The following is a 24,623-nucleotide window of genomic DNA, read 5'->3' on the forward strand; positions in this document are numbered from 1 at the left end:
GCAGTTAAGCCCGCCAGAGCCGATGGTATTGCCGTAACAGGCGTGAGAGTAGGTCGGTGCCGGATTTCATTCAATGCCCCGCTGCGTAGAACGCAGCGGGGCTTTTTTGTTAGGCGTACCGTGCTAATAACTAGGTCATTGCTTTAGATTAGCTGTTCCGCAAGGAGCGGTATTCTACAGAAAATTAAGACGAAGAGGAATCGCCTTTTTTAAATCCTGTGATTCCGGGCTTATATCGTGGTTTGAAACCTAAGGGTTTAGCGGGGGGCTGGGATTGTTCTGCCGCTGGCGTACTTGTTGGCTCCGCAGTGTCGTTTTTTTCCCGGGGTTGGGCGGGCTCTTCATCCGTCTTGGCAGGGGCAGTGGTTCCGGCCTTGAATCGTGGTTTGAAACCTAAGGGTTTAGCGGGGGGCTGGGGTTGTTCTGCCGCTGATGTACTTGTTGACTCCACATTATCGTTTTTCTCCTGGGGTTGGGTAGGCTCTTCATCTGTTTTGGCACGGGCAGTTCCGGCCTTGAACCGTGGTTTGAAACCCGCTGGTATCGCTTTTGCGTCTACTTTGTCGGTTCTTACAGACTTGTTGGGATTTGGCTCGTCCGTTTTTCCGTCCGTAACTTCTTCAGTAGTTAATTGGAATTCTTTACGAAGACGGTTGAACCAGTATTTTTTTGTGTGATCAAAGCTCTTTTCCCCCATCAGCGCGTAGTGTTGCCGGAATTCTTGATATAGATCCGGCCTGGCACGCTGAAATTGCGCCAAATCAATCTTTTTCTTTGCAAAAAAATCTTCAAACGTCATCAGGCCATATTGTGGTAGACCGCTTGGACGTCATCGTCCTCCTCAATTCTATCAATAAGTTTCAACACATCAGCAGCATTTTCTTCAGAAACGTCCGAATTTGACAACGCGATGCGTTCCAGTTTAGCGCTTTTTACTTCCACACCTTTTTCTTCCAATAGTCTTTGCATGTTACCGAAATCTTCAAAAGAAGTTTGAGCAACAACTACATCGTTTCCCTCTTCATCGGCTTCTACGTATAACTCTTCCAACCCACCATCGATAAGCTCAAGTTCCAATTCCTCCAAATCAGTATCTTCCGGTATGGTAAACCGGAAGATGGATTTCCGCTGAAAAATGAAATCAAGAGAACCTGTCTTGCCTAAGGTGCCTCCAAATTTGCTGAAATAACTACGGATATTAGCCACCGTCCGGTTAGTATTGTCGGTGGCTGTTTCGATTAGTATGGGAACCCCGTGAGGTCCATAACCCTCATATACATGTTCTTCATATCCCTTAGCGTCTTTGTCCGAAGCTCTTTTAATAGCTGCTTCTATGCGATCTTTGGGCATGTTCACTGCTTTGGCATTCTGAATTGCGGTACGTAGCCGTGAATTTCCCTCAGGATTGGCGCCGCCTTCCTTTACGGCAATAGCGATTTCTTTACCTAACCGTGTGAACTGGACGGCCATTTTTGCCCAACGTTTGAATTTGCGTTCTTTCCGGAATTCAAATGCTCTTCCCATCTTTATATATGTATATTGTCTTTAAGATTTTTAATCATCAGTTGAGTAATATCCGTTAAATCATATTGTGGTTGCCACCCCCAGTCGCGTCGCGCGTCGGCGTCATCAATACTATTGGGCCATGTATCCGCAATGGCCTGCCGGGGATCGTTTTCCGTATAAGTGATCACAAATTCCGGTATAATCTTCCGGATTTCCCGGGCTAACATATCCGGCGTAAAACTTACTCCTGTAAGGTTATAGCTTGAGCGGATACGGATGGCTTCTGCCGGTGCGTCCATCAAAGAAAGGGTGCCTCGGATGGCATCATCCATATAGAGCATGGGTAACGCCGTATTAGCTGATAAGAAACAGTTGTACGTACTATGTTTTAACGCTTCATGGAAAATATGAACGGCATAGTCAGTGGTGCCTCCGCCGGGAGCGGCTTTCCAGCTGATGATGCCGGGATACCTGATACTCCGCACATCAAGTCCGAAACGGAGATGGTAGTACTCGCAAATCCGTTCGCCGGCAAGTTTGCTTATGCCATATACCGTATTAGGATCCATTACGGCATACTGTGGCGTGTTGGTTTTCGGCGAATTAGGGCCGAATACGGCAATGGAGCTCGGCCAGAATACTTTGCTGACACCGTATTCAAGTGATAGGTCGAGTACATTTAATAAGCCGTTGATATTTAGATCCCAAGCTTGCCGTGGGAGCTTTTCTCCGGTGGCCGAAAGGATAGCGGCCAATAGGTATACCTGTGTAGGGCGATATTTGGAAAATAGCGCATGAAGAGCTCGCCGATCGAGCACATCGATGGTTTCAAACAGGCCTGCTGCATCCGGCAATTGTGGTTGGCGTATATCGGACGTCACGACCTGGGTTTGCCCATATTTTGATCGTAACACGGTAGCCAATTCAGTGCCTATCTGGCCGTTTGAACCAAGGATGATGACTTGTTCTTTCATTGGATGCAAACTTAGCAAAATTCCACCGTATTCACAGCTTGGCAGCCAGCGCAAAGCTTAACCGGTAGGTCCGCCTGCGTCCAGAAGCATGATACAGTTCAATAACGGCTATATAAACCCCAACGGGTTGGCGCCGACCATTATCAGCCATTCCATCCCACAGAATAGAGCCATGAGTGCCCAAACTTTGGTTGCGCTGTAGCTGCTTGACCAACCTTCCGTTATCATTGTAAATGGAGATATTAGCCATATAACCACTTTCGGGCAGACGGTAACTGATTTCCAAGTAATCTTCAAAACCATCACCGTCCGGCGAGAATGTTTTGGAAACCAGGCGGACGTTTTCCTGCGAACCGTCAATCACTCCCTGAGAGTTTGCATATCCCGGCGTGGCACCCCCAACGGCAGTTGCGGCAGACTGGAAATTTCCGGGTGCCAGGGTGGGCATCGAAAAGTGCCTGCGCTCAAGGGATACCCCGCGATGATCGACAATAAAGGGCGATTGCATATTTTTGGTGTAAAAGAGACTGTCTATTGTTAAGCTGTCACTGTAAAGTACGACCCCACCTATTTCATTATTGAAATTAGGTAAAGCAGGAACGGTGATGAAAGTATGAGGCACACTGTTCGGATAATGTTGCTGTATGATGGCGGGTTGTGATGTAAGTACTTTGTATTCGTTGGGATATATAAAGGACTGCTGGTTCGTAATAGCACGTTTGGTGCCTGCGCTTCCGGATGAACTTACATTGGCAATATGGATTTTACGCAGATCGATAATTTTGTCCGAATAGTTATAGATTTCGACAAAGTCTGCACCGTTAGTTTTCGGATAGGAAAGAAGTTCATTAATCAATATGTCTTGAGGTAAAACGGTGTTGTGTGAAACGGGATCATCCATCAAATCAAAAGGCCGAATGAGTATGTAATGAAGCCGGAAGTCTGCATAGCGAATAGGCGAAAAATTAACAGCATACCCAGTATAGTAATCGGTTACGTAAATGTCGTTGACGTGCGGAAGAGTTGACGCTTTACCAGATACCCGCTCGAAACTGCCGGAATCATTTTCATCCGCAAATATTTGCCAATGACCATCTCGATTGCATACCACCCGTACACGAGCCCTGAACGCGGCCGACTGGCTCTCAATCGAATCACTACGGAAAATGACTTGGCGTGTATTGCCGTCTTGCCGCCACAGATGATATACATGTTTACCGTTGGCACCGTCGATTTGTAAATGGTAGCCTTGCTGGGAACCGTGTAAAGATGGGTTTGTGGAGATGAGATAGAGCCTAACATAGTTATTCACGGCTAAGGCACTGTTCACATGTATACCCATTTCCCATATCGTATTGCGTAAACGGGTGACAGGCCGGGCGAGATAGGCGGGGCTGGTCGCCTCAGCAAGGAGGGTAAGTCGGTGTTCAGCGATCTCAAAAGCCGTCGTATTGCCCAGCCAGCCGTTGTGCCATCCGCTTGTGAAATCATCAAAAACAACGGCGCCGGCAGTATCGTCGGGCAGTAACTTGGTTTCCCACAGGGTGTCGGTGGCAATATGTTCGCGGCTTCGGATTCCCAATACTAATGGTAGCAAACCGCATAACATGTATAGATGGTTTTTCATGGCATGAGGTTGGTTAAGTTGAGTCAAATTTCGTATGTTTGACAGCTTTAAAAAAATAAAATTAATAATTAAAAATTAGTTCATTAAATCTAACAAACAAAGATGAAAGTGGCAGTAGTCGGCGCAACCGGACTGGTAGGTTCGGAGATGCTAACCGTGTTAGCGGCGCGTAATTTCCCAGTAACAGAATTGATTCCAGCAGCTTCGGAACGGAGCAAGGGCAAGGAAATCGAATTCAAAGGGAAAAAGTATAAGGTGGTGACGCCCGATGAAGCCATAGCCCTCAAACCTGACGTGGCCCTGTTTTCCGCCGGTGGAAGTACTTCTTTGGCGTATGCGCCTAAATTTGCTGAAGCCGGTATTACCGTTATCGACAACTCATCAGCTTGGCGCATGGATCCGGCCAAGAAATTGGTCGTGCCGGAAGTGAACGGCCATTTATTGACTGCAGAAGATAAAATTATCGCTAATCCGAATTGTTCAACCATACAGATGGTTGTGGTTTTGAGACCCCTGCACGACGAATATACCATTAAGCGGGTAGTTGTATCGACATACCAGTCAGTTACCGGTACGGGCGTAAAAGCCGTGAAACAACTTTTCGATGAGCGGTCTGGCGTAACCGGCGAGAAGGCCTATCCTTACCCGATAGACTTGAATGTCATCCCGCAGATTGATGTGTTCCAGGATAATGGATACACCAAAGAGGAAATGAAAATGATCAAGGAAACTAACAAGATCATGGCGGACGACAGTATCCGCGTAACGGCTACCACAGTACGCATTCCTGTTGTTGGCGGACACTCTGAGTCAGTGAATATCGAGTTTGCAAATGATTTCGATATTGAAGAAGTGCGTGCCTTGTTGACAAAGCAGCCCGGTGTTGTGGTTGTGGATAATCCTGCAAATCTCGAATACCCTATGCCGAAAGACGCCCAAGGACGCGACGAAGTATTTGTAGGTCGCATACGTAGAGATGAGAGCCAGCCAAAGTCGTTGAACCTTTGGATTGTGGCAGATAATCTCCGCAAGGGGGCGGCTACCAATGCCGTTCAGATTGCTGAAAAGCTTCTGGAAAAAGGCTTGCTTGAGAAGTAATTCATGCACGCGCTGATTATCGTAGATATCCAGTATGATTTTCTGCCCGGGGGCGCGTTGCCCGTTCCTCAGGGGGATATGATTATTCCGGTTGTGAACCGGATTCAGCAGGATTTCAACTTGGTGGTGGCTACACAAGATTGGCACCCCGCCGGCCACAAAAGCTTTGCCTCCGTCCATGCGGGGAAAAAGCCGTTTGAACAGATTACTGTTTCAGGATTGGAGCAAGTGCTGTGGCCGGATCATTGCATACAAGGCAGTGATGGCGCGAGATTGAGCCATGCATTAGATTCCCGCCGTATTGAAGCCATCTTCCGTAAAGGTACCGACCCGGATATCGACAGCTACAGTGGATTTTATGATAATGGCAGGCGTAAAACCACAGGGTTGGCAGGCTATTTAAGGGAAAGGGAGGTCAAAGCGGTTTCCGTATGTGGCTTGGCCGCCGATTACTGCGTCTATTTTACGGCGATGGATGCATTGGCAGAAGGATTTGATGCCTGCATTTTGGAAGATGCGGTGCGACCGATTGACGCAACAGCATATGCAACCAAGAAAGCCATTTTTCTCCGGCATGGAGGCAGGCTTGTTTAACGGGCTGCAGGGTCAATAGCGTTGCCTGCCCATTGGCCCGGATGGCCGCCCACCCGGTGCTCTGCCGGATGCTCCCCCGCCCCCGAAGTGCCGGAGGTTATAGGTGAAGCTGAGTAAAAAATAGCGCTGTAAAGCGTTATCCTGTGTGTCTTGGATATAGCGTTCACTCACACTGCGATCGATATTCGTGTTCTTTTTCAGTATGTCGAAGGCAGATAGTGTGATTTCGGCCTCTTCCCGTTTAAATAGCTTTTTGCCAATAGAAGCATTCCATAAGCTGAAATGCCGATTGTATTCCTCTGCTAATCCTTGGTTAAAATTATAATAGAAGGAAGATGCAACCCGTACACCTTTCCAAAAGGTGTAGGCAACATCATTACGTATGATCTGATTATAGTAATTGTAACTTAGATCTGTATTGGAATTATTCCGGACAACACTGTATGTTCCGACATAGCTCAGCCCGACTACCAGGTGTTGCCCGAAGCGGCTGTTTACACCGATGCGTTGGTTAATACCATATGAGTTGGAGAACGTCTTTTCGCGATTTACCAGCCCGATATCATGATTATGGTAAAGACTCGTGCTCAGGTTAAGGTTAATTTTCAAAGATTTAATAGGTGTTCCGTATGTGGTGTTAGCACGGATACTGTAATATCCGTTGATATTCTCCGGTCGGGTAAATTGCCCGCCGGCCCCCAAGAGCACATCTGGAGCAATAAGGGTATCGGTGGTGGCGATGAACGTAGAATTCACAATACGGTTATTTGAAAATTCCGCATTGACGTTGGCCGCGAAATTACTTCCCGACTCGCGGTTTACGCTGTTAAAACGAAGATTGAAGCGATGACCATATTCCTGCTTAAGATCTGCATTCCCTGTACGTATGTTTAGTGGGTTTTGGTTATTAATAACGTCTTGCAACTGATTAATAGAAGGTGCGTTCGTTGCGGTGCTATAATTGAGGTTCACTTCTTTATCCCGGGAAAAATTGTAAGCTAAACTCACATTTGGTAGATAGCTCGTAAACCGGCTGCCTGTGGTGATGATATCGGGAAACGTACGGTTGTTATTGATACGGGCATCCTGAAAATCCAGGCCAAGTTCAACACGGAACGAATCCCGCTTGCTGATCTGATAGGAGAGTCCGCCACTTTGATAGGTATAGTCGTTGCGGAATTCATTAGACAGCTGTCTGTTGAGTTCTCCCAACTGTCCTGTTTCGGCCAAGAATTCGAATGTTTCCCTGTTCGAGTAATTCGCTGTGTTCCGCAGGCTGTAGTTGGCCTGCATACGACTGTTTTTTCCAAGAGGTTCGGTATAAGCCAAGCGGCCGGTAATGCCGTTGCCGTAACCGTCCATATGGCTTTCATTGCTTATTGTATCCAAGCGGTTCAAGCTTTGCCTTTCAAAAAATTCGTTGAGCGAATAGGTATGTGCAAGCCCCTTATTGCTATTGGCAGAGCCGTTTGCGCTCAGTGTAACAGTTCTTCCCGGTTTTCCCAGCCGTAAACGATAGTCAAGGCTTCCGCTGAAGTTGAAGTTCGAATTCTCATTGTTGTTGTTGCGTACGGATGCATTTACGGGGTTGTTGTCTACTGTTGACGTGTTGCTGGTAACTATTGAATTGCGGTTGTATTGCTGAAATGATAGGCTAGGTCTGAAATCGATTCGTTGGTTGGAATCCACGTCGAACCGCACGCGTATGTTGGCACGGTGACTGCTGTTTAAGCTGCCAGATTCCTGGTTCTGTCTGTTAAACTGATTGGCGTTTGCGCCAATAAGGTATTCGCGGTTAGTAAGGCTATTGGTGACGTTGTCCGTGGATGAGAATGCGTAATTGGCGTTCAGGTCGATCCGGTCATCCAACCACTCGTCATTGTAATTGATTGAAGCATTGCCGGTATTGTTTATTCCCCGGCCGGGGCCGGATGGCCCCCGGCTTCTGCCCCGGTTATTACGCCCGCCGGACTCTTCTCCTCCTGCTATTGCGGCCATCGAAAAGTCGGATTGATTAATGTTGTTGGCTATCGCAAAAATGGAAATTCGCCGGCTGCCGTTAAACAGGCTTAAATTGCCTCCGGTATTATAACGTTCACTGGCACCATATCCTCCTGCTGCTCTTCCGAAATATCCCCGGCGTCGGTCCGGACGAGTTACAATGTTGATGATTTTGCGGCGCTGTCCATCGTCGAAACCTGTAAACTGAGCTTGTTCACTCTTCTCATCAATAATTTGAATTTTGGAAATGATATCCGCCGGCAGTGTTTTGAGGGCTATTCTGGGATCGGTGCTGAAAAATTCTTTTCCGTCCACAATAATGCGTTGTACATCCTCGCCTTGAGCCTTCACTTTACCCTCTTCGTCTATTTCTACCCCCGGTATTTGCATCACCAAGGCGTCGGCATCCGCGTAGGGTTCTGTACTAAATGCCGAAGCATCAAATTCGGTGGTGTCACCCTTTAGCACTACCGCAGGTGGCGGCGCCACAATAGTTACTTCGTCAAGCGCTTGGTATTCCGGAAACAGTCGGATGGCAATCGGCTGGGGAGGGGTGTCCGGTTTAATGACGATGTCTACCGTTGTGGGGCGGTACCCGAGAAAATTTACCCGAAGGCGATAGCTGCCGGGAGGCACTTGTTTCAACTGGAATTTTCCACCGGATAGTGAGGCCCGTTGATCAATTAACGAGTCTTTGGCAGTAAAAAGCCGGATATCGGCTCCTTGCAAGCCAACGCTGTCAATATTATCCAGCACTTCTCCCTTAATAACAGTTTGGGCCATCATTATGGAAGAAAGAAGCATAAACGCTAAGGATAAAAGCGGATATTTGTAACGGTAATCCATGTTTTAGTATCTGCGAACAATTTACTGTTTTAAGATAGAAATAAAGGAGCTCGGTTTAATCGTAAACGGATTGTTACGCTCAATAAACGCATGTGCCGGTCAAAATAACGGAGTAAAGACCGGATGGCAGTTACTTGCATACAAGTAGCAAGTTGGCTAAGTTTGCAAAAAAATCGTATAAGAAGCGCCATGAAGCAAAAAACAGAGAGCAGAAAGGAAAAAATTATGAAAGAAGCACTCCTGTTGTTTGCTGAGAAAGGGTATATAGATACTTCAACTAAAATGATTGCCCAACAGGCAGGCGTTTCCGAAGCACTTATTTTCAAACATTTCGGAAATAAGGATAACCTTCTGTTTCATTTAATAAAATCAGGATACAGACGGGTGCTGCAGCATCACCGGGGCATGATGACTTACCGGGATGCCAAGAGTTTTCTCCGCAACATGATTAATCTGCCCAAAGAGTTAGTCAATGAAGAGCCGCTTTTCTGGAAGTTGCAGGAACGTCTGTCGCATCATGAATTCTCCAGGCAGCAACATGAACTTTTCATGAAACCTGTCTATCCGATTATTAAACGGGCGTTTTCCGAGTTGGGATACCAAAATCCTGAATTGGAAACGCAGCTCCTTCTTCTAATTATTGAAATCCTTTGGAAAAAGGAAGCCAACGGTGAGCTCGAACATTCCATTGAATTAGCCAAATTATTGGAAGCTAAATATGGGCTTTAATGATGTTGCTGCATAAAACCGCGTTGATTGACGGGAAACATGCATAAACAAGCAAAAATAATGCTTAATATTGAGCGCAATTCCATTAAACCATCGGTATTGTTTTTGTAAGTTTAGCAAATTATGCAGAGAAAGGTTACTACGGTATTCAGTTTGGTCCTTTTACTGGGATTAACAGCGAACGGGCAGCAGCGTGAAGCATTTATTCCGTTTGTTAACTCCACGCATGCCTGGGTAGATTCCGTATTCAATACATTAAGTAATCGGGATAAAGTGGCGCAGCTGTTTTTGGTGCGGGCTCATACCGATTTGGGCCAACGGTATATCGATTCTGTGGCTGGAGTGGTAGAACGGGAACAATTGGGGGGTATCGTCCTGTTTCAGGGCGGCCCCGTGCGGCATGCCCAGCTCATCAATCGCTATCAGCGGCTTTCAAAGGTGCCATTGCTGGTAGCCTTTGATGGCGAGTGGGGGCTGGGTATGCGTTTAGCGGACTCGACGATTTCGTTCCCCTATCAGATGGCCTTGGGGGCTATTCAGAATGAGGCATTGATTTATCAAATGGGACGGGAGATTGCCAGGGATTTCAAGCGGCTGGGTATGAATATCAATTTTGCGCCTGTCGTGGATATAAATAACAATCCACGTAACCCCGTTATCAATTTCCGATCCTTCGGAGAGGATAAATATAACGTGACGCGGAAGGGTTTGGCGTATATGCGCGGCATGATGGACGAGGGGATAGTAGTATCGTTGAAGCACTTTCCGGGGCATGGCGATACGGATGTCGACTCACACTATGATTTACCGCAACTCAACTTTTCCGCCGGGCGGTTGGATTCGCTCGAGATGTATCCGTTTCGTGAATTGATAAAAGCAGGAGCGTCAGGTGTCATGATTGCCCACATGAATATTCCTAGCTTGGATAAAACACGCAATCTGCCGTCTTCCTTGTCTAAGCCTATCGTGACAGACATCCTCAAAGGAAAGTTAGCATTCCGTGGCCTTGCATTTACCGATGCCATGGATATGCGAGGTGTAGTAAAACACTTCAAAAATGGTGAAGCGGATGTACGTGCCATCATCGCGGGGAACGATGTGCTGGAACTTTCGGAAAATAGTGCGCGTGCTATTGACATGGTGCTGCAAGCTATCAAACAAGGGCGGCTTTCCCAGCAAGATATCGATGGCCGGGTAAAGAAGGTGCTGGCTACGAAATACTGGCTTGGATTAAATGACGTTAGGCCTGTGGAGTTAACCAACTTATATCGTGATCTTAATCGGCCCCGGGCCGAAGCGCTTAACCAGCGTTTGGCCGACGCATCGATGACCCTTTTAAAGGGAGATAGTCTCATCAAGGCTATCGATTATACGAAACACACTGCGATCATTGCCATTGGTACGTCTGGTCTAACGGAGTTTCAGAATATGTTAGGATGGCGCTTTGATAACCATATGTGTTATGTGTTATCCCCCCAAGCTACGGCCGACGACGTAGCGGCGGTAGCCGATGAACTGACAAAGTATAGCCAAATCATCGTCGCGCTCCATGATAGCCGTTCCCGGCCAAGGAGTACTTTGAATTATAATGCCACAGTGCGGCTATTTATCAATGAACTGGCCGTGAAAAATAGCGTATTCTGCTTGTTTGCCAACCCGTATAGCCTTGCCGGACTGCCGGGCATTGAGCAGGCCAAATCTTTGCTTATCTGCTATCAAAACGAGCCAATTATGCAGCGTGCGGCAGCGAAGGTCATCCTGCGGAACCTGACCCCTACGGGCCGGTTGCCTGTGACGGTGAATGCCTATTTCCGCTATGGCGACGGTACGTGAGTGTGTGTTAGTTTACATACAATTCCCGCATATTGGATGGCCGACTTTCGTTTTTTAGCCGATCGATGGACGTGACCACATAACGGTAATGCCCGTGCTTACGGATCAAATTGTCGGTATACGAGGTCTGGGAACGATCGTAGGTAACATGCAGTATATACTGAGGATTATCCAGATCCATTTCTTCCCCTTCATTAAACCGATAAATCACATAACCGTAGGCTTCATCACCGTCTTCGGCCTGTGGAGGGGCCTGCCAATGCAAGGTAATGGACGACCGGTTTTCGGCGACACGGGCGAGTAACCCGAATGGCGGCTCGGGAGCAATGCTATCCAGCCATGGCATGGTAGGTGGAAGTGATTTGTAACGATATAAGTTGTACTGCAGTGAGTCGCGTAGGCCGACTACGTTGTTGCTCAGGTGTTTGGAGCTGTAATATATGCTGCCTTGTACCTGTTGGCGCCGGGCATAACGTACTTGGTTGGGTATCTGGTTCCGGTTCCGCCATCCATCCCGGTTTTCGGTAGCTCGGTATGCAGCATGGCCTACATAAAGGTGGCGGCCGTTCGCATGGCGCCCCCACCAGTCTACCAGTACTTCATAGGGAGCGGAAGGGTGGCCGAAAGGGAAATAGATTTGAGGATTGATGTAGTCTATCCAGCCTGCTTCAAGCCATGTCAGAGCATCGGCATACAACTGCCGATAACCACTGAGTCCGGCTGACTCCGAGCCTCGCGGATGATCTTTTTTATTGTCCCATATACCAAACGGGCTGATGCCAAATTTTACATGCTTTTTTTCATTGCGTATACCGGTTGAAATACGTTCAATAAGCAGGTTGACATTGTTCCGGCGCCAGTCGGCCACATTACGAAAACCATTAGGATATTGCCTGAACGTTTCTGCATCGGGGATGGGTTTGCCCCCGTCCGGATAGGGATAAAAGTAGTCGTCAAAATGGATGCCATCGATATCGTAATTGCGGACAATGTCCATGACAACGTCGGTGATGTACTCCCGCACTTCAGGAATACCCGGGTTAAATAGCTTTTTGCCGCCATAGGTAAAAAACCACTGGGGCTTTTTGCGAGTAATGTGATCACTTGTGGTATTGGCGGCAACCAAATCAAATGTAGCCCGATAGGGGTTTATCCAAGCGTGGAGTTCCATTGCCCGCTTGTGGGCTTCCTCAATAGCAAATTCCAACGGGTCGTAAAATGGAGAAGGCTGTTGCCCGGGTTTTCCGGTAAGGAAGCGGCTCCAGGGTTCCCTGCTTTTCGCGTAAAATGCATCTGCAGCGGGGCGTATCTGCAAGATGATGGTATTAATTCCTGCACGCTGATGGTTGTCGAGCTGCTGGATAAGTTCTTTCTTCTGCGTTTCGACATCGAGCCCCGCGGCGGAGGGCCAGTCTATATTCACCACTGTAGCTATCCATACCCCGCGCAGTTCACGCTTTGGCAGTATATCCAGGGGAGGCTTCGGGTGAGCATACCCCGGTAAATCTATGAACGATAGGATAACTATACTAAAGAACGCTAAATACACGCGAATATAACTCATCTCCAATGCCATAATCGCGGTAAATATAAAAAAAGCTATCGGCAATCGAGGTAGCATACGTTATTTAATGCGCATATCCGGCGCCATAGTTTTAATAAGTGTTTATGTTGGGATGGGAATGGTTGATGGTAAATAACTGGCTGACTTTTAGCTGTATGAAAATTTGAATTTGAAAAATGAAGCTGTAACGTGCCGATAGCGGTACCTAAAACGGTAACTTTGTGAAAATTCCATTGTTGCTATGGTCCAAGAACAGGTTTCTATATTCGATATGTTCAAGATAGGTATCGGCCCGTCAAGTTCCCATACATTGGGGCCTTGGCGGGCTGCCCAGCGTTTTGTTGAACGTTTAGCGGAGCGGGGATTGTTGACTGAGGTAGAATCGGTTAAAGTTTTGCTGTACGGGTCGTTGGCCAAAACGGGTGTTGGACATGGCACAGACGTCGCGATTTTATTGGGACTCGGCGGTGAAGATCCTGTCACAATAGCGGTAGACGAAGTGAATGCCAAAGTAAGCCAAACCAAACAGCAAGGGCAGCTGGCGTTGGGAGGCAAATATTATATCCCGTTCGTGTATCAAGATGATATCTTGTTTTTGGCCGGAGAGAGCCTGCCTTTTCACCCCAACGCGGTAACTTTCCAAGCGTTACTGGCGGGTGGCAAGGCGCTCAGCGAAACCTACTATTCCATTGGCGGTGGGTTCATCGTGCGAGATGGAGAAGAAAGCAGCACCAAGCAAGAGGTAGATCTGCCTTTTCCGGTGCAGCACGCGAACGACCTGTTGCATTGGTGTATCCGTACGGGGCTGAAAGTTTCTGAATTGGTGTTGGAAAACGAGCAGGCTTGGCGTTCGGAAGCCGAGACAAGGGACGGGGTACTTCGCCTGTTTGAAACGATCCGCGATTGCATTTATCGGGGATGCCATACCACTGGCGTGCTGCCGGGAGGGCTGCATGTCGACCGCAGGGCTTACAAGCTCAATAGAAAGTTAATCGGTGGGCGACCTTATCACGACTACCAAAGTTGGGTGTCGGCTATCCGTGCGGGGGGTGATAATTTCCAATATACCTTGGATTGGGTAAGCTGTTTTGCGTTGGCGGTCAATGAAGAGAACGCTTCTTTTGGCCGCGTAGTAACAGCACCCACAAATGGGGCTGCGGGAGTTATTCCGGCCGTGTTACAGTATTTTATAGTCTTTCACAATGGTTTAGACGAAGAGCATATCATCCGGTTTATTGCCACGGCATCTGAAATAGGCAGTATTTTCAAAAAAGGCGCTACTATTTCGGCGGCCATGGGCGGCTGCCAGGCCGAGATAGGCGTTTCATCAGCCATGGCAGCGGGGGCATTAACCGAGCGGCTGGGCGGTTCGCAGCGGCAAGTGCTTATGGCAGCGGAAATCGCCATGGAACACCATCTCGGGTTGACATGCGATCCCATCGGCGGATTGGTACAGGTGCCTTGTATTGAACGTAACACGATGGGAGCTATTAAGGCGATCACGGCGGCGCAACTGGCATTGCAGTCCAATCCGGATAAAGCAAAAGTAAGTTTGGATGCAGTAGTCAAAACCATGTGGGAAACAGCCCAAGACATGAATATAAAATATAAGGAAACCGCCGACGGCGGATTGGCGGTTAATATCCCGCTGAGTTTGCCGGAGTGCTAATTTTTCCCTTACTTTGTCTTATGCCGCTTTTCATTAGTTCAATAGCCTCAGGTAGTAATGGCAATTGCTATTACATAGGGAATGGTGATGAGGCCATACTGGTGGATGCGGGCATCTCTTGCCGTGAAGTTGAAAAGCGGATGGCCAGGCAGGGGCTTTCCATGCAACGGGTAAAAGCCATCTTTGTTTCCCATGAACATACAGATCACGTAAGGGGGTTAAGTACGTTGGCTAACAAGTATCAATTGCCGGTTTTCCTTACCGAAGGTACCCGAAAGGCATGCAAATTGGCCATTCCTGAGCGACTGTTGCATCCGCTTACTGATTTGCAAACCATTAGCATTGGGGATTTGGCAATCACGTCTTTCCGGAAATACCATGATGCCGCTGATCCGCATAGTTTCATCATTGGCCACGGAGAATTAACAGTCGGTGTCTTTACTGATATCGGCAGGGTGTGTGAGCGGGTGATGGAATATTTCAGTCGTTGCGATGCGGCGTTTCTGGAAGCCAATTATGATGTGGATATGCTGATGGGCGGGCGTTATCCTTATTTTCTAAAGAATCGCATTCGCGGCGGATACGGGCATTTGTCAAATGCCGAAGCACTGGAATTGTTTGTGAATCACCGTTCTTCCCGTTTGAACTACCTTTTCTTTTTTTGTCGCACCTTTCACGCGATAATAATGACCCGGCTTTGGTAGCCGAGTTGTTCAGTAGGCATCGCGGTGATACGGAGATTACCGTAGCGGGCAGGTATGCTGAGACGGCGGTTTATAGCCTAGGCGCTCCGAAGGGCAATGAGTGCTTACTCGGTCAAAAATACTTGGCGGCCAATTGTTGAAGTGTTCAGATACTTCCGTACATTTGGAGTATAGACTTATGAGCATATGACAAGTAACCGCATTCTCCAATCGGTGGCTGGGTTGGTTCCGATGGGTGTATTTTTCGCTATACTTTTGGTTTCGTCATGCAAAGACGACACTCCGCGCGTGACCCATGCAGAAATTAACCAATGGATAGTGGATTCCATGCGGTATTGGTATTATTGGAGCACCGCTATTCCCGATAATAATCAATTGGATTTTAATGCGTCGCCTGAAACGTTCTTTGCAAGAATTCTGAATAAACCGACCGATCGGTTTTCAGTAATAGCAAAGGCCGAGGATCTCAAAAACCAAAGCGCGGGTATTATTAGGACGAGTGGTTTAGGTTTTGCATTTTTCGGAATGGGATCCGGGCGGGCAGGAGTGGTGGTGCGGTATGTACTTGAAGGGTCGCCGGCCGATAAGGCAGGCATCGAGCGCGGCGATATATTTACGCGGGTTAATGGTATGGCACTGACCGTAGATAATGGCGGGGCCGTGCAGAACTATGGACCGTTGCAAGGCAACGAAACGTTCCGGCTAACCAAGGGCATCCTTGAAGAAAACGGAACCATTAGAGAAGGGGGGGAGGTGTCGCTTACGCCAGTGGCGGGATTCCAGGAGAAGGCCATTCATAAGGAAAGCGTAATCACCACCGATAACGGCACGAAGGTAGCTTACCTTTTCTATAACCGGTTTCTTAATCAGCCGCAGGAACTGGTTGACGCTTTCGGACGGTTTAAAGCGGCCGGGGTTACCGAGCTCATCGTGGATGAACGGTATAACCTTGGCGGGTCTGTAGAGATTGCTGCGCTGTTGTCTGCATTAATTCACCAGGGATTTGCTATTAACAGTCCTTTTATCCAGTACGATTTCAATTCAAATTTCAATGACGTGACGCGCACCTATGCAGATATGTTCGGAGCGGTTAATGGTCCGTTGGTTGCCAACCGGAACCTGGGATTGAGCCGGGTGTTTATTTTGGCTACCAGAAATTCGGCATCGGCCAGCGAATTGCTGATTAATAACCTTAGGCCCTTTCTGGGAATGTCTGGCGTGATTCACATTGGAAGCACTACCTATGGGAAAGACGAGGCATCCATTATCATTGAAAACTCCTCCCCCCGCTTTGATGGACAATACGCTTGGGGTATTCAGCCTATTGTACTCAAATACAAAAATAAAGATGGAGTGGGCGATTTCGGACTGGGGATCCAGCCCACGTATGAAGTGCAGGAGACGCTTCCGTTTGCGCCCATCGGATCGCCTATCGATCCCCTGATTGCCAAAGCACTGAGTATCATCGATCCCGGCATGCAGGCGGGTTTGAACAGGCAAATGGGAATCGAAAGCCAAAGGCGGTCGATTGGCGCCGGGCTGCTAGAAGCGGCTAATAAGGATCTGGCCAAGCCGCGCCCCTTGGACGTTACCGAATCACTAAAGGGGGGTAACGCCCTGCAGTTTAACTAAGCAGCGGGCGGTTTGTCCAACAGTTCCATTCCGAATAAATCAGCAATATGCGTTTTTAAGCGCTGTTTCACCGCGTCGATGTTCTGCGGGGTGCCGAGTTCGCGCTGCATAGAGGTAACGTCTTTGTCGTCAATGCCGCAGGGAACGATATTGCCGAAATAAGTGAGGTCGGTATTAACATTAAAGGCAAAGCCATGCATGGTCACCCACCGGCTGGCGCGCACGCCCATGGCGCATATCTTGCGTGCTCGGGCGTTGTCCGCATCTAGCCAGACCCCCGTATAACCGGGATAGCGGCCTGCAGCAATCCCGTAGTCGGCCAGTGTACGGATAACCGCTTCCTCTAGCGTACGGAGGTAGCGATGGATGTCAGTAAAAAAGTTATCCAAATCAAGAATGGGATATCCCACAATCTGTCCCGGACCATGATACGTAATGTCGCCGCCCCGGTTTATTTTGTAAAACGATGCTTGCTTTCTGTTCAGTCCATGCTCATCCAGGAGCAGGTTTTCTGGTTTTCCACTTTTGCCCAGGGTATAGACATGCGGATGCTCGGTAAACACCAGGTAATTTTGCGTTGATTGCGCAGCGCTGTCCGAACGGTTGGCAGACTTCTGTTTAACCACTTCGGCAAAGAGCGTTTCTTGCCGATCCCACGCTTCCTGATAGTCTACCAAGCCCCAGTCCTCGAAAATGACTTTTTTATTCATGTAGTTTGGTTGCCGACACCTTATTTCTAATATAGTAGATTATCATATGGATACCGCTCGGTGTGCATTTTTACGACCTTATCGTATAGTAATGCCCTGAACTCATCGATGTTGATTTTATCAGTGGCCGAAATAAATACGGCTGGGCTGTTGTGCCGGGCCATCCAGCTGTTCTTGAAGTCCTCAAGGGTCATCGGTTTCGCTGCTTCCTCGGTTTCCGACAATGGGTCATCATCTGCTTGTTCCGGTTTGTAGGCATCCACTTTATTGAACACCGTGATTGTCGGCTTGTCCAATGCGTCCAGATCTTTTAACGTTTCGTTAACGGCCCGGATATGGTCTTCAAAGCTGGAGTGTGAGATGTCCACTACATGCAGCAGTAAATCCGCTTCACGGACTTCGTCCAGTGTGGATTTGAAGCACTCTACCAAATGGTGAGGCAGCTTGCGGATGAACCCGACTGTGTCAGACAACAGAAACGGCAGATTGTCTATCACAACCTTGCGCACTGTCGTATCCAGCGTGGCAAATAGCTTATTTTCAGCAAATACGTCCGATTTGGAAATCAAATTCATGAGAGTTGATTTCCCGACATTGGTATACCCCACAAGTGCCACGCGGATAAGCTGCCCACGGTTTTTACGCTGTGTTTCACTTTGGCGATCAATGGCCTTAAGTCGATCTTTAAGCAAAGCGATTTTATTCAGAATCATCCGGCGGTCGCTCTCTATCTGGCTTTCACCCGGTCCACGCATCCCAATACCTCCTCGTTGGCGCTCCAGGTGCGTCCACATCCGGGTTAATCTGGGCAACAGGTACTGCAGTTGCGCCAGTTCCACTTGGGTTTTGGCCTGTGCCGATTTTGCGCGGCGGGCAAAGATATCCAGAATGAGGTTGCTGCGGTCCAGAATCTTCACGTTAAGTTCCCGTTCAATATTGCGGAGCTGCGAAGGTGATAGCTCATCATCGAACACAACGATATCAATTTCCTCTGCCTTCACGAATGCTTTTATTTCATCCAGTTTCCCGGCGCCTACAAACGTGGCCCGGTCAGGGTGGTTGAGCCGTTGGGTAAAAACTCCCTTTACAATTCCCCCTGCGGTGTCCACCAAGAAAGCCAGTTCTTCCAGGTATTCTTGTTCTTTTTCGTCGTGTTCACCCGGCAATATAATGCCTACTAAAACGGCGGTTTCCGGTTGTATAGCGGTATCAAAAATTTTCTGTTTGGCCATGTAATAGCGGATAATTAATGTCAAAAAAATAAAAAACTAAAAAACAACGGCGCTTATCTCAAGCGGCAAACTAAACTACAAAGGGGTATTGCAGTGGTATTACATGGCATGCGTTATGTTAACAGTTGGCAAAGATAAAAGTTTTAGGTGAATCATCCAATACCGCGGAACTCATGCTGGCCGGTAACACCGGTATGAATGGCCTCGGCTTTACTCCTCATTTATTGTATAAAAGGAATTACTGTAAAACAGCCCCTATGGCGCCGATGAAAGCGAGGATGTTCGCCACCGTCCGGATGCGATGGTAGCGCGTCCAACTACGCTCAAAGGCGGCCCGTCGCCGCTGAATGGCCTCGGCGGCGGCAGCGTCAACTTCAAATTCCTCCAATGCATCATTCAACGGTACGTTGCCCCTTGCTGTAACGAGGAATACCCCAAAGAAATACAATATACTGCTGCTTAACAGCAAGTAAAATGCTGTCGTGGTACCTAACAGCCGGTACTCTAGCCAAGTCGAGAGCGGAAGCAATATCAATGAGCCGAAGAACGTTAAAAAAAATAAAGGGTTCAGCACCGCTCGGTTGATGGATTGCATGGCTTTTATATAGGAGGCATCAGCCAGGCCGCGGAGCCCGGCATTGACCGAGCATGAGTAGGCATAAAAAAATCCGCTTATCAGTCCAGTGGATAGCACGGTAAGCAGGTGTAGTAAAGTCATTGTCATGCGAATCGTTATCCAAGTGGTAAAAATACTAAACGTTTGGCAGTATAGTAACAATCAAGTCACTCATTTTTTACCATAACATTACCCGGTGCTTGCTTGCCGATCAAGGCGTCCGGTTGTTTACCAAATTCATGAACTGATGAATCTACGTATTAATGGCAAGGATTATGACATTGATGTTCCGGCAGATACCACGCTGCTGGATACGCTCCGGATTCACCTGAAACTAACAGGCAGCAAGTATGGATGCGGAGAGGGCAGGCGGAGATTGCGCTATTGCCTCCTTTCTCCGGCGGCTGAGCAATATGAATATTCGGCCATAAGGCTAATCAACTGCTCAGCCATGGATATGTTCCTTTTTACCGTATGATTTGATGAGCTCTCCTTCAAAATCGAGCCACTGCTTCCAACGCTTTTCGACATCTACGTCAATGGTGTAGCGCCGGGCAAAATTCAGGAATGTGGTATAATGGTTAGCTTCTGATACCATGAGGTCATGGTAAAATGTGGCCAATTCTTTGTCCTTGATGTTTTTGGATAATACGCGGAAGCGCTCGCAACTGCGTGCTTCTATCATGGCAGCAAACAAGAGGCGATCAATGAAGGCGGTGTTGCGGCTACCGTCCCGTTTGATAAACTTCATCAACTGATTTACGTAATCATCCTTGCGTTCACGACCTAAAGTATAACCCCTGCGTTTGATGATCTCGATGACCTGTTGGAAATGCTGCATCTCTTCGATGGCGATGGCCGTCAATTCGTGCACCAGACCTTGGTGTTCGGAGTTTTGGGTAATCAGTGAGATGGCGTTGGATGCTGCTTTCTGTTCGCACCAGGCGTGGTCGGTCAAAATCTCCTCAAGGTTTGACTCCGCGATATTAGCCCAACGCGGATCAGTCAGTAGTTTAAGTCCAAGCATATGTGTATTGTTACATGACAAACTTACGGATATTTTGATAAACAATGCAGCCCCCCGCGGTGAGTGGGGGCTGTCCAAAGAAAAGTGCCGGGTTTTAAATGGAGATGTATAGCTATCGTGCGGCGATGGTCGCTTTGGAATCGTTAAAGTGATTCGCTCGGTCAATTGCGTTGGCAAGATAGTGTTCTGCTTCACGGAGCAGCGGCAATGTTTCATTGTTGATAAGATGAGCATTTTTTTTGCACGTTTTTTCGAAGCTCTTTTGCTCCCGTTTTAATTCTGTCCTTAACTGCTCTTGAAGTCTTGCCAGTTTTGTTTTTTCGTATGCGTCGCGCTGAGCGCGTTTTTTGGCATACAGTTCCTCTATTTCGGTAATGGCCTTTTTGCTTTGGGCTATCCGGATGCCGTTATCGATGTCTTTTTGATACACGCCGATAAAGAAAGCCCTATCACGTTCCAGTTCAGCATGATTGCCGTGGCTTTGCTTGATGCGCGCTTCGGCCAATCCATACTGGTTCCAAAGCATATCCACATTGCGTTGGTGGAATGCGATTTCCGATTTGAATGTTGCTGTTTTTTTCTGGTCGTTTGGAAGCTCGCCATTTCCGGCTAAACTTACTCCTGCTGTTGTTGCGCAGATGATGGCGCTTAATACCAATGATTTCATAGTTACGGGGTTTTGTTTGCTTTTTTTTTCGTTTCTGTAGATAAGACGACGACCTTGTAAAAACGTTGCACGCAGCGTCGGCGGTAATAGACAAACAGCCTACTGGCGCCGACCAAGGGAGGGTGTATTAGACGAAAAGCGGATTTTGATAGACGAAATACAACGGCAGTCTAGGAAATTTTTTCCCAACTGATAGTCGGCTCAGCGCGGGTGAGGTATTCGCGCAGTAAGGCGTTTATCGGGTTAGCCAGTTGCGGGTCGGTTTTGAAAAGGTCGATAACGCTGTTGCGTACTTCGGTCAGCAGTGCCTGATCGGTAGTTAAGTCTGCCAGTTTAAGGTTTAGTACACCGCTTTGCTGTGTTCCTGCGATATCGCCCGGGCCGCGCAACCGCAGGTCTGCTTCGGCAATTTCAAACCCATCGTTTGTACGTACCATGGTTTCCAGTCGAAGCTTACTTTCCTTACTTAGTTTATGATTCGACATCAGGATGCAATACGATTGTTCGGCGCCCCGGCCCACGCGTCCCCGTAACTGGTGTAACTGCGACAACCCAAAGCGTTCAGCGTTTTCAATGACCATCACAGAGGCGTTGGGTACATCCACCCCCACTTCGATAACCGTAGTGGCAACCATGATTTGCGTCTGACCTTTAACGAACCGTTGCATTTCCCATTCCTTGTCCTTGACAGCCATTTTGCCATGAACAATACTGATGTGGTATTGTGGTAATGGAAATTCCTTCATCAGCAATTCCAATCCGGCTTCAAGGTATAACAGATCCATTTTTTCACTTTCCTTGATGAGCGGGTAGACGATATAAACTTGTCGGCCTTTGGCAATCTCTTCCTTGATAAAGCCAAACATCCGCAGCCGGCTGCTTTCGTAAAAATGCAGTGTTTTAATGGGTTTTCGGCCCGCTGGCAGCTCATCGATGACCGAGATGTCAAGGTCGCCGTACAGGGTCATGGCCAGTGTACGCGGAATGGGGGTAGCCGTCATCACCAGCATGTGGGGAGGGATACTGTTTTTGCGCCACAATCTCGCGCGCTGTTCCACGCCAAAGCGGTGCTGCTCATCAATGACCACGAAGCCAAGGTTTTTAAACCGCACGGCATCTTCAATCAACGCATGTGTGCCTACTAAGATGTCCAAGGTTCCATCTTCGAGCTGCCTGTGGATGATTTGCCGATCTTTCTTGGGCGTGGATCCGGTAAGCAACTGTACAGACGCGATGCCGTTGCCCAGCAGTCTCCGTATGCTTTGGTAGTGCTGTTGTGCTAATATTTCCGTAGGAGCCATAAGACAAGCTTGAAAACCGTTGTCTACGGCTAATAACATACTCATGAGGGCTACCACGGTTTTACCGCTGCCTACATCACCTTGTACCAAGCGATTAAGTTGTGCTCCTGAGGCAGTGTCTTTGCGGATTTCCTTAATTACTCGTTTTTGTGCGTTAGTGAGTGCAAAAGGCAGCTGTTCATGATAGAACCGGTTGAATCGCTCGCCAACAACGGCGAAGCGGTGCCCTTTGTATTTTTGGGTGTTCAGCAGTTTGTTTTTCAGGAGCTTCAATTGGATATAGAACAGCTCGTCAAATTTAAGACGACGAATAGCAGCGAGAAGTTCCTGTTGGCTGCGTGGAAAGTGAATCGCCACCAGCGCCTGGGGGAGCGGCATCAATTGATGCTTATGGACGAGATGGTCCGGAAGCTCTTCGGTAAGTTGAGTGAGGATACTTTCCAGCAAAGCGGCTTGCAGTTTTTGAATCCCCTTACTGTCCAGATTGTACTTTTTGAGTTTTTCTGTTGAGCTGTATACCGGCTGTAAGCTCATACTACCGCTTAGTTTCGTCCCGGGCTGGTAAAGTTCCATCTCAGGGTGGGTCATGGAAAGCTGGTTGTTAAATACCGTAGGTTTGCCATAGATGACGTAAGCCGATCCGACCTGCAGCGACTTCCGGAGCCAGCTGACACTTTGAAACCATACCAGTTCCATTGTGCCGGTGTCATCTCGGAAATGCCCCACTAAGCGTTTGCCCCGGCGTTCCCCCGTTTCTTCGAGGTGCACCAGCCGCCCAATGATTTGGGCGGCTGGCATGTCTGGATTCAATTGGGCGATTTTATGGAACTGGGTACGATCGATATAACGGAAAGGATAATGCCGCAGCAGATCGCCAAACGTATGTATGCCCAACTCGGTTCTGAGCACGTCAGCCCGGCCGGGTCCCACGCCTTTAAGGTATTCAATTGGAGTTATGGTACTGTATGGTGCCAATTGTACTTGCTCTCAAGGTTTCACGCGAATTTATGAAAAACCTTCCGAAGTGTTTCCCAATTGAACAAGAATACGGCTATCAACAGCACGGCATAAGCGAGCAACTGGTAGGTGTAGATGTGTTCGTGGAAATACAGCACGGCTACCGCAAAAGCAATGATGGGATTGATATAGATTAAAATACCTACGCTCGAAGAGGATATCCCATTGAGTGCATAAAGGCTTAAATATAAGGGAATAATGGTGAAAACGATGGCTATGATACCGATATTGAGCCAGAATGTCGCGTCCACCGGAAACGGGTGATGCTGGCCAAGCAGGATTGGCAGGATGGCTATACTGCATATTGTAAGCTGTATAGCCAGTACATTCAGCCTGTCTACCTGCTGGATGATGCGTTGCACAACCAGGTATAAGGCATATAACGAAGCTATCACCACAGACCACATCACTTCCTGGAAGGAGCCGCGGGCCAGCATCACTACACTGACCAGCGCGATGCCGATACTGATTTTTTTTAGGGTAGATAAGTTTTCCTTCAGGATGAGGAATCCGGCCAGGGTAGTTAACAACGGACAGACCAAATACGCAAAGGCGGCAGATTGGATACTCACATGGTTAACAGCATAGATAAACGTAAACCAATTACCCATAATGAGGAAAGAGGCAGCCAAGGTAAGCCACCCCAGGCGTTTCTGGGCTTTGCGAGGCAGTGTCCGGACGTATTGGAGATCGGCTCTTAGGTGTTTCTTCCGGAAAATCGCGATGAATAGCCAGCAGAACGTAACTGATGCAAAAATGCGGTAGTACAAGATGTCTTCGGCGGGCCACGCTTTGATTTCGCGTAACGGAATAGCCATGAACCCCCAAAGCGCGGCGGCAAAAAGAGCCGCCGAAAAGTATTTCAGACGATGCTGCATTTACGCTTTCCAAGCTACCAACGAAATTTCTACACGGACGTTTTTGGGTAACCCTGCTACAGCGACAGTTTCCCGGGCCGGGGGCTGTTCGGTGAAATATTCACCATATACGGCGTTGACCGCGGCAAAGTCGCCCATGTCGCGCAGGAAAATAGTGGTTTTTACCACATCTGCAAATGAATAACCGGCAGCGGCCAATACGGCGCCTATATTGTCGAGTACTTGGCGGGCCTCATCGGTTACGCTGCCTTGTATCAGCTCTCCTGTTTCCGGTAATAGCGCAATCTGCCCGGATACATAAAGCGTATCCCCCGCCTTTATGGCTTGATTATAAGGTCCTATGGGCGCGGGGGCCGCCTGTGTGTTGATAACTTCTTTTGTTGACATACGTTTTACAG

Annotated in this window: 22 protein-coding genes; 8 read left to right on the forward strand and 14 right to left on the reverse strand. The window is 48.1% G+C overall.

The features are described from left to right. Positions 1-184: 184 nt before the first annotated feature. From BM030_RS00005 to BM030_RS00020, 4 genes are read right to left on the reverse strand one after another with little or no spacing between them, the layout of a single operon-like run. Positions 185-799: a PspC-like choline-binding domain-containing protein gene (locus tag BM030_RS00005; RefSeq protein ID WP_090969850.1), complete on the reverse strand. Its 615-nt coding sequence runs from the start codon at positions 797-799 to the stop codon at positions 185-187. Further along, entirely contained in the window at positions 799-1,524 is a 726-nt protein-coding gene (locus BM030_RS00010; protein ID WP_090969852.1) for a YebC/PmpR family DNA-binding transcriptional regulator, read from the reverse strand. The genes BM030_RS00005 and BM030_RS00010 overlap by 1 nt, the downstream gene beginning before the upstream one ends. Before the next feature lie 2 nt (positions 1,525-1,526). After that, positions 1,527-2,480 carry an NAD-dependent epimerase/dehydratase family protein gene (locus BM030_RS00015; RefSeq protein WP_090969853.1) on the reverse strand — a complete coding sequence of 318 codons (954 nt, stop codon included), beginning with the start codon at positions 2,478-2,480 and terminating at the stop codon, positions 1,527-1,529. 31 nt (positions 2,481-2,511) lie between these two features. Next, on the reverse strand, positions 2,512-4,107 hold the full coding sequence (locus tag BM030_RS00020) for a T9SS type B sorting domain-containing protein (protein WP_090969855.1): 1,596 nt from the start codon (positions 4,105-4,107) through the stop codon (positions 2,512-2,514). A gap of 102 nt (positions 4,108-4,209) precedes the next feature. Here BM030_RS00020 and BM030_RS00025 point away from each other — a divergent pair, with 102 nt between their 5' ends. After that, a complete protein-coding gene (locus BM030_RS00025) occupies positions 4,210-5,205 on the forward strand; it encodes an aspartate-semialdehyde dehydrogenase (RefSeq protein WP_090969857.1) in 996 nt (331 codons plus the stop codon). Between the two features lie 3 nt (positions 5,206-5,208). Next, complete coding sequence (gene pncA / locus BM030_RS00030; protein WP_090969859.1) at positions 5,209-5,799, forward strand: bifunctional nicotinamidase/pyrazinamidase; 591 nt, start codon at positions 5,209-5,211, stop codon at positions 5,797-5,799. Positions 5,800-5,811: 12 nt separating this feature from the next. Here the strand turns inward: pncA and BM030_RS00035 are convergent, their stop codons facing one another. Then, positions 5,812-8,586, reverse strand: coding sequence for an outer membrane beta-barrel protein (locus BM030_RS00035; RefSeq protein ID WP_170845576.1), 2,775 nt, complete (start codon positions 8,584-8,586; stop codon positions 5,812-5,814). Positions 8,587-8,835: 249 nt separating this feature from the next. On the opposite strand from BM030_RS00035, the gene BM030_RS00040 reads away from it, so the two are divergent. After that, positions 8,836-9,375 carry a TetR/AcrR family transcriptional regulator gene (locus tag BM030_RS00040; RefSeq protein WP_090969864.1) on the forward strand — a complete coding sequence of 180 codons (540 nt, stop codon included), beginning with the start codon at positions 8,836-8,838 and terminating at the stop codon, positions 9,373-9,375. Between the two features lie 123 nt (positions 9,376-9,498). After that, positions 9,499-11,208, forward strand: a complete 1,710-nt coding sequence (locus BM030_RS00045) for a glycoside hydrolase family 3 protein (protein WP_090969866.1) — start codon at positions 9,499-9,501, stop codon at positions 11,206-11,208. A gap of 7 nt (positions 11,209-11,215) precedes the next feature. On the opposite strand, the gene BM030_RS00050 is transcribed toward BM030_RS00045, so the two are convergent. Then, a complete protein-coding gene (locus tag BM030_RS00050; RefSeq protein WP_090970862.1) occupies positions 11,216-12,772 on the reverse strand; it encodes a glycoside hydrolase family 10-like protein in 1,557 nt (518 codons plus the stop codon). Between the two features lie 241 nt (positions 12,773-13,013). Here BM030_RS00050 and BM030_RS00055 point away from each other — a divergent pair, with 241 nt between their 5' ends. The 3 genes from BM030_RS00055 to BM030_RS00065 all read left to right on the forward strand — a co-directional run bounded on the left by BM030_RS00055 (position 13,014) and on the right by BM030_RS00065 (position 16,777). Next, entirely contained in the window at positions 13,014-14,441 is a 1,428-nt protein-coding gene (locus BM030_RS00055; protein ID WP_090969868.1) for an L-serine ammonia-lyase, read from the forward strand. A gap of 20 nt (positions 14,442-14,461) precedes the next feature. Continuing rightward, on the forward strand, positions 14,462-15,145 hold the full coding sequence (locus tag BM030_RS00060; protein ID WP_244518569.1) for an MBL fold metallo-hydrolase: 684 nt from the start codon (positions 14,462-14,464) through the stop codon (positions 15,143-15,145). Between the two features lie 186 nt (positions 15,146-15,331). Continuing rightward, a complete protein-coding gene (locus BM030_RS00065; protein WP_090969869.1) occupies positions 15,332-16,777 on the forward strand; it encodes a S41 family peptidase in 1,446 nt (481 codons plus the stop codon). On the opposite strand, the gene lipB is transcribed toward BM030_RS00065, so the two are convergent. From lipB to BM030_RS00080, 3 genes are all read right to left on the reverse strand, one after another. Beyond that, positions 16,774-17,487: a lipoyl(octanoyl) transferase LipB gene (gene lipB / locus BM030_RS00070; protein WP_090969871.1), complete on the reverse strand. Its 714-nt coding sequence runs from the start codon at positions 17,485-17,487 to the stop codon at positions 16,774-16,776. The two genes, BM030_RS00065 and lipB, sit on opposite strands and share 4 nt — an antisense overlap. Before the next feature lie 26 nt (positions 17,488-17,513). Beyond that, complete coding sequence (gene hflX / locus BM030_RS00075) at positions 17,514-18,719, reverse strand: GTPase HflX (protein ID WP_090969873.1); 1,206 nt, start codon at positions 18,717-18,719, stop codon at positions 17,514-17,516. 238 nt (positions 18,720-18,957) lie between these two features. Further along, positions 18,958-19,443 carry an anthrone oxygenase family protein gene (locus BM030_RS00080; RefSeq protein ID WP_090969876.1) on the reverse strand — a complete coding sequence of 162 codons (486 nt, stop codon included), beginning with the start codon at positions 19,441-19,443 and terminating at the stop codon, positions 18,958-18,960. A gap of 139 nt (positions 19,444-19,582) precedes the next feature. On the opposite strand from BM030_RS00080, the gene BM030_RS00085 reads away from it, so the two are divergent. Then, positions 19,583-19,813 carry a (2Fe-2S)-binding protein gene (locus tag BM030_RS00085; protein WP_090969878.1) on the forward strand — a complete coding sequence of 77 codons (231 nt, stop codon included), beginning with the start codon at positions 19,583-19,585 and terminating at the stop codon, positions 19,811-19,813. Here BM030_RS00085 and miaE read toward each other — a convergent pair. From miaE to BM030_RS00110, 5 genes are all read right to left on the reverse strand, one after another. Then, a complete protein-coding gene (gene miaE / locus BM030_RS00090) occupies positions 19,781-20,362 on the reverse strand; it encodes a MiaE family protein (protein WP_090969880.1) in 582 nt (193 codons plus the stop codon). The two genes, BM030_RS00085 and miaE, sit on opposite strands and share 33 nt — an antisense overlap. Positions 20,363-20,474: 112 nt before the next feature. After that, positions 20,475-21,029: a hypothetical protein gene (locus tag BM030_RS00095; RefSeq protein WP_090969882.1), complete on the reverse strand. Its 555-nt coding sequence runs from the start codon at positions 21,027-21,029 to the stop codon at positions 20,475-20,477. Positions 21,030-21,199: 170 nt separating this feature from the next. Then, positions 21,200-23,305, reverse strand: a complete 2,106-nt coding sequence (gene recG, locus BM030_RS00100) for an ATP-dependent DNA helicase RecG (protein WP_090969884.1) — start codon at positions 23,303-23,305, stop codon at positions 21,200-21,202. A 20-nt stretch (positions 23,306-23,325) separates the two neighbouring features. Next, positions 23,326-24,225, reverse strand: coding sequence for an EamA family transporter (locus tag BM030_RS00105; protein ID WP_090969886.1), 900 nt, complete (start codon positions 24,223-24,225; stop codon positions 23,326-23,328). After that, a complete protein-coding gene (locus tag BM030_RS00110) occupies positions 24,226-24,612 on the reverse strand; it encodes a RidA family protein (protein ID WP_090969887.1) in 387 nt (128 codons plus the stop codon). Between the last annotated feature and the right edge of the window lie 11 nt (positions 24,613-24,623).

This window comes from Parapedobacter composti (assembly GCF_900112315.1).
Lineage (GTDB): Bacteria > Bacteroidota > Bacteroidia > Sphingobacteriales > Sphingobacteriaceae > Parapedobacter > Parapedobacter composti.

Coding starts and splice junctions, on each gene's coding strand:
- BM030_RS00050 (WP_090970862.1), bottom strand. CDS start 12,772: ATGAGTTATATTCGCGTGTATTTAGCGTTCTTTAGTATAGTTATCCTA.
- BM030_RS00065 (WP_090969869.1), top strand. CDS start 15,332: ATGACAAGTAACCGCATTCTCCAATCGGTGGCTGGGTTGGTTCCGATG.
- BM030_RS00085 (WP_090969878.1), top strand. CDS start 19,583: ATGAATCTACGTATTAATGGCAAGGATTATGACATTGATGTTCCGGCA.
- BM030_RS00055 (WP_090969868.1), top strand. CDS start 13,014: ATGGTCCAAGAACAGGTTTCTATATTCGATATGTTCAAGATAGGTATC.
- BM030_RS00045 (WP_090969866.1), top strand. CDS start 9,499: ATGCAGAGAAAGGTTACTACGGTATTCAGTTTGGTCCTTTTACTGGGA.
- BM030_RS00015 (WP_090969853.1), bottom strand. CDS start 2,480: ATGAAAGAACAAGTCATCATCCTTGGTTCAAACGGCCAGATAGGCACT.
- BM030_RS00040 (WP_090969864.1), top strand. CDS start 8,836: ATGAAGCAAAAAACAGAGAGCAGAAAGGAAAAAATTATGAAAGAAGCA.
- BM030_RS00025 (WP_090969857.1), top strand. CDS start 4,210: ATGAAAGTGGCAGTAGTCGGCGCAACCGGACTGGTAGGTTCGGAGATG.
- BM030_RS00095 (WP_090969882.1), bottom strand. CDS start 21,029: ATGAAATCATTGGTATTAAGCGCCATCATCTGCGCAACAACAGCAGGA.
- BM030_RS00035 (WP_170845576.1), bottom strand. CDS start 8,586: ATGATGGCCCAAACTGTTATTAAGGGAGAAGTGCTGGATAATATTGAC.
- lipB (WP_090969871.1), bottom strand. CDS start 17,487: ATGAATAAAAAAGTCATTTTCGAGGACTGGGGCTTGGTAGACTATCAG.
- miaE (WP_090969880.1), bottom strand. CDS start 20,362: ATGCTTGGACTTAAACTACTGACTGATCCGCGTTGGGCTAATATCGCG.
- BM030_RS00080 (WP_090969876.1), bottom strand. CDS start 19,443: ATGACAATGACTTTACTACACCTGCTTACCGTGCTATCCACTGGACTG.
- BM030_RS00010 (WP_090969852.1), bottom strand. CDS start 1,524: ATGGGAAGAGCATTTGAATTCCGGAAAGAACGCAAATTCAAACGTTGG.
- BM030_RS00060 (WP_244518569.1), top strand. CDS start 14,462: ATGCCGCTTTTCATTAGTTCAATAGCCTCAGGTAGTAATGGCAATTGC.
- hflX (WP_090969873.1), bottom strand. CDS start 18,719: ATGGCCAAACAGAAAATTTTTGATACCGCTATACAACCGGAAACCGCC.
- BM030_RS00110 (WP_090969887.1), bottom strand. CDS start 24,612: ATGTCAACAAAAGAAGTTATCAACACACAGGCGGCCCCCGCGCCCATA.
- pncA (WP_090969859.1), top strand. CDS start 5,209: ATGCACGCGCTGATTATCGTAGATATCCAGTATGATTTTCTGCCCGGG.
- BM030_RS00005 (WP_090969850.1), bottom strand. CDS start 799: ATGACGTTTGAAGATTTTTTTGCAAAGAAAAAGATTGATTTGGCGCAA.
- BM030_RS00105 (WP_090969886.1), bottom strand. CDS start 24,225: ATGCAGCATCGTCTGAAATACTTTTCGGCGGCTCTTTTTGCCGCCGCG.
- BM030_RS00020 (WP_090969855.1), bottom strand. CDS start 4,107: ATGAAAAACCATCTATACATGTTATGCGGTTTGCTACCATTAGTATTG.